Origin of the sequence: Nostoc sp. UIC 10607 (assembly GCF_047228265.1) — a bacterium.
Lineage (GTDB): Bacteria > Cyanobacteriota > Cyanobacteriia > Cyanobacteriales > Nostocaceae > Nostoc > Nostoc foliaceum_A.
The window spans coordinates 1-2,843 of the sequence record NZ_JBIQNW010000155.1 but is presented as its reverse complement, the minus strand read 5'-3'; the positions used below and the strand labels follow the sequence as shown (position 1 = coordinate 2,843).

Here is a 2,843-nt window from a genome sequence, read left to right as displayed (position 1 = left end):
CCAAGGTCATTCTCAGAGGGCAAGGCTATGGGGAATGAGGTTTGGGTATTGGGGAATGAGGGATTGGGGATGAGGGTTATTTGCAAATTGTTTCTAAACTAGCTTCTAAGTGACTGCCAGGTATAGGCGATTCCCAATCTGAGGTTTCACTCAAATCTTGCCTTTTTATAATTGAACCTCGGCTATCATAAAAAATCATCTCTTTTGCTCGTGCTGCCAATGGGTTGCAGTTAACTGCATTGTATGATACTACTGCTTTTACCCCATCTTGAGCTTTCTTGTAAACTACTCGTTGCCAGTAAAATGCAGGTTGACTGTCAGAAACTGTTACTGTCACTCTATCGCCTACATAAGCGATTAGATCATCGCTTTCGCTAACGGCTACCCATTCTGCTTTTGCAACCATAGGAGCAAGTGCAATCGTAGATGCAATCGCTGATGCAGCTAATTTTTTCAACATAAAAATGCTAAGACTATACTTTAGTTTTAGCTACTGAGTAAAAAATATTGCACTAGTACAACTACCAGAACATCTGTGAAGAGTTAGCTAAGTGAGTAATTTTAAGCAGCTTCCAACCACTCATGAGGGATTGAACCTAGCCCAGAGGGAAAGACAACATGAACTTGCCAGTTTTGCAAACATTGGTTTAAAAATGGTTCACTTTCAGCTACCCCGATCGCTTGTCCAAATTTTTCAAATAATTGTTTATACCAATTATTCCAAATAAAACCAGTCACCTCTACACCTTGTTTCAACCGGAGTTTTAACCCTGTCCACTGTGGGGGTTGTGATGTTGGTACTGGATTGACTTGTGTTAACTCTTGAATAACTGGTGTTGCCATTTCCTCTTTCACAATGACATCAGTTTGCTCAACTATTGCCACCTTTGGAATAATCACAATTTGAGATTCCAACTTAGCAGCGAGTGCTTTTTCCCTTGCCAAAGTATCTCGCTCTACCCATGCTATGAAGACTTCCTCACGGCGATCGCTAACGGGAACCGCTCGACCATTGACCAAAATTAAATTCTTCTCATCGTCTTTTTGGAATTCTGGCGCGGGTGTACCGTAAATTCTGACTTGTTGCCCACGATTGCCTTCTTTCCTTAGCAGAGGGAATTTATACCCAATCAAATCAAATAGCCGTCGGCAAGCTTCCATCGGTGTTTTGATTTTTGCAAAATCTACATTTAGTATTAATTTCAAATCGTAAGAATTTTTCTTACCTTTTTCTAACAACTCAATTGCTAACTGATGATTGTTGCTAATTTCATCAACTTGCATAAGCTCATTGAATTGGAGCCAATATAAAGCATCAATCTTCTTATTAATAAAACTTTTATTGGTATCAGGAATAAAATAATCACCATCGCCATTTTTTAAAGCGGTAGACATTACATTTTTTTCTCTATCTGGTAAAAACTCTTTACCCGTGCCCAAGTAGTAATGTAACCGAATTAGCGAATACCAGTTTTTATCATCTTTCTCTACCAAGTCTGAAGTAACGGGAATATTGTAACGTCTTTCAATCTCACCTTTTCTGTGTTGTAACTGTTGTTCCTCAGTTTTACAATTCTGCTTATCTAACTTTAAAAACTGTTCATCTGTAATGCTTTCGGATACGGCTACACTCTCGCAATGTCCCGTATACTCTTGTTTACAATTATCATAAATTGCTTGTTTAGTAGCCTCTATTTCTGCGGTTTCTGACGACTCATTCTCGCTCAGTTCACAGATTATATGACCCTCCTCTTTCAAATCACTAATAATTTGCTTGGAATAGCTATTCATTCCATCATTAATAATAGCTCCCAGTTTTGCCCAAGTATTAATACAAATGCTCTCAAAATTGCCTTCTATCGATTCCTCAAAACCCAAATCAACGAGCTTTTTAATATTTGCTTTATTCTTTCTGTACTCGCCTGCTAGTAAGGCTTTAACGCTATTTGAGCCATTGCCTACCCTATTGATACCGACTTGACCAAGCCAGATGTAACGAGGGACTGGAGGGCGATAGCGTGATAAATGCTGTCTTACTCCATCGGTAGTTTGTACACCTTGGAAAATCCCAAAAACATAATCAAAATGCTTTTCTTCGATTGATACACCAGTTTCAATAGTTGAGGTAGTGAGAATCAAATCATAGTCCTTAACTACCTCATTTAAATTATCTGTACAGCCAAAAGCAGAATGACCAGGGGTAATTGTAGTTTTAGAGTCAATTCGTAAAATTCTCAGGTGTGGTAGCAACTTTCTATAATAAGCCTCTAAATTACGGGAACCCCACTTAGAACTAGCTCGTTGCCCAGATAAAGCAACAAAGCATTTTTTCCCATCTTCTAACTTTTGGGTAAGTACTTTGACTAACTGTGCTGGATTACTACCCTTTACTAAATTTACCTGCCAAGGCTCTACAAATTTAAATGTGTTCTCAACTAAAAAAGTATCAATCTCTTGCCCTATTAATCCTTTGATAAAGTCGATACCAATATCGTTTAGGTCAGCATCGGCAATGAAGATTTTCCCGCCATAATTAACAACATTGAGTAGCAGGCGTTTGAAATTTTTGATGATGGCTACGCGATCGCTTTGACAAGTAGCGCTGCTCAACAAATGCCAGATTAGCTGCATGATTTCATCCAAAATTAACCAGCAGCCTTTCCACTCATCAGGGTTAAATTTGGCTTGGCTTTTTGGATGTAGGCTATCAATTACTAACCCCATTCCAAAATGTGAGCCTTGATCAGTCTGTTTTATTTCGGTAACGAAAGGTAATCCCAGTTTTTTCACAAGCTGCGTAGCAAGCTGCACCCGATGGGTAATTACTAGCACTCTCCTCTCAC

The 2,843-nt window shown here is 38.9% G+C and carries 2 protein-coding genes; both read right to left on the bottom strand.

Features of this window, described 5'->3' with window-relative positions; all coding sequences use genetic code 11:
- Positions 1–76: 76 nt before the first annotated feature.
- Positions 77–460: a surface-adhesin E family protein gene (locus ACEYW6_RS35940; RefSeq protein ID WP_412983567.1), complete on the bottom strand. Its 384-nt coding sequence runs from the start codon at positions 458–460 to the stop codon at positions 77–79.
- A gap of 101 nt (positions 461–561) precedes the next feature.
- Positions 562–2,843: plasmid replication protein, CyRepA1 family (locus ACEYW6_RS35935; protein ID WP_412983566.1), on the bottom strand; the 2,282-nt coding region annotated here is incomplete at its 5' end.

Excerpts from the sequence above, each read along its gene's own strand:
- ACEYW6_RS35940 (WP_412983567.1), bottom strand. The coding sequence starts at position 460 with ATGTTGAAAAAATTAGCTGCATCAGCGATTGCATCTACGATTGCACTT.